Annotated in this window: 1 protein-coding gene; it reads right to left on the bottom strand. The window is 68.6% G+C overall.

Annotation, left to right across the window (positions count from 1 at the left end; all coding sequences use genetic code 11):
* Nucleotides 1-169: 169 nt before the first annotated feature.
* Nucleotides 170-1,825, bottom strand: a complete 1,656-nt coding sequence (locus H1D24_RS41495) for an IS1182 family transposase (RefSeq protein WP_181662951.1) — start codon at nt 1,823-1,825, stop codon at nt 170-172.
* Nucleotides 1,826-1,871 lie beyond the last annotated feature (46 nt).

The following is a 1,871-nucleotide window of genomic DNA, read 5'->3' as shown; positions in this document are numbered from 1 at the left end:
CGGAGGCGCGCCGCTCACCGTCGTGAAGCAGTACATCGAGCGGCAGCAGCGCCCCGTGAGCTGAGGTCAACAGTGCGGACCCCTGCCCACGGCTGTGGTCAGAGCAGTCTTGAGATGCGCTTCACCACCGCCCTGAAGGACTCTGCTGAGAATTCCGCGAATTGGGTAGTCAGGCGGCGAGCATGAGGGCTTCGAAGCGGGAGGTGCGGGTGCCGCCGAGTGGGACACCGGTCAGCCATCGGTCGATGCGGATGAGGTTGAGCGCGGTGGCGGCGAAGACGTGGCCGAGCCGGGTGGTGGGTAGATCGCGGTAGCGGGTGCGCCGGAGTCCGGTGACACGGACGGCCTGGGAGATCGTGCCTTCGACGCCGGCCCGGACCGCGTAGCGGGCCTTCCATTCGTCGGTGTCCTGGGCCCGGCGAACTGCTTCGAGGGCCTCATACCGCTCGCGCGGCAGGAAGGTGATACCCCTGCCGCGACGACCGGATGGTGGTTTGGTGCACAGGGCCTGCTGTGGGCAGGGACGGCAGTGCTCAGCGGAGAAGAACACCTTCAGGACGGGCGTTCCATTGCGGTGGTGCTTCTGCTCCCACCACTCGAAGCTGTGGTGCCCGCTGGGACAGACGGCGCTCTCATGCTCCCAGTCGATGGTGAAGTCGGCGCGGGAGAAGCCTTGGTCCTGCCGGGACTGCAGGCTGCTGTCGTGCGGGGCCGGGCCGAGCAGCTCCATACCCTGCTCGGTCGCGGCCAGGAACAGAGCGGCAGTGGTGTAGCCCGCATCCACGACATGCACGTCCGGCAGCAACTCTCGCTCCGTGAGCGTCTGGTGGACCGGCTCGGTCATCTCGGTGTCGGCCACCACAGCGTCGGTGGTGGCCACCTGAGTGATCACGTGCGGCGCGTCCGGCTCACAGGTCTCGGTCAGATGCATCTTGTAGCCGGTCCAGCCCGAGCCGCGCTTGACCCCGTAACGGGCATTGGTGTCATAGGGCGAGCACAACCGGTGATGAACTGGCGGGAGGTCCTTGCCCTCCCGCCAGCGCACCCCCTTCTCGTCGCGGTGGTACTGCTGGACCCAGGAGACCCGCAGGACCTGCATCGCCTCGATCTCGCGTAGCCATCCCGGAGCCGCGGGAGCGTAGACCGCGTCCAGCAGGACAAACCCGTCCCGTCCGACCTGCTCGGACCACTGCTCACGGACCTCTTCGCCCTTGGGGAATCGGTAGTCGTCCACCCGCGGCCCGTAGCGCTCGGCCCACTCGGCTGTCACCAAGCCGGACAGCCACGTCGGGGCCGCGACCGCCAGCGCCTCCAGCGCGGCCCGCAGCGTCTCGCCGACGAACTCCATCCTGTTCAGCGTCCGCACCGCCGCGAGCACATGCGTGGAATCGGTCCGCTGCCGACCACCGGCCTTCAGCAGACCCAGCCCGCCCAGGCGATCCAGCACGAGCTCCAGCGTCCTCTGCTCCAGTCCGCGCTCGATGAGACGGGAACGGAACAGGCTCAGCACGGAGGCATCGAACCCGGGATCATCCAGCTCCAGGCCGAGCAAAAACTTCCACTCCATCCGGGCCCGCACCTGGTCAGCGGCCTGCCGATCGGTCAACCCCTCCGCGTACTGCAACACCGACACCAAGGCCAACGCCCCCGGCGAGACTGCCGGACGCCCCCGGACGGCAAACGCCCCGGCAAACGCCTCGTCCTCAAACAGCGGGCCCAACGCCTCCCGGACCCGCACCGCCAGCGTCCCCTTGGGAAAGGCCGCCCGCACCACCCGGGCGGTCAGCTCGGGCACCCCCTGATCACTCCGCGGCTCCAGCGACATCTCTCTCGGCCCTCCCGCCCGCGACCACACCAACCATGGAGGACCA

Origin of the sequence: Streptomyces himalayensis subsp. himalayensis (genome assembly GCF_013778455.1) — a bacterium.
Lineage (GTDB): Bacteria > Actinomycetota > Actinomycetes > Streptomycetales > Streptomycetaceae > Streptomyces > Streptomyces himalayensis.
Note: the sequence above shows the minus strand (reverse complement) of the source record. Positions and strands in the feature narration are given on the sequence as shown.

What these genes read in the sequence shown, in the direction of transcription:
- H1D24_RS41495 (WP_181662951.1), bottom strand. Translation starts at nt 1,825, where the DNA reads ATGTCGCTGGAGCCGCGGAGTGATCAGGGGGTGCCCGAGCTGACCGCC.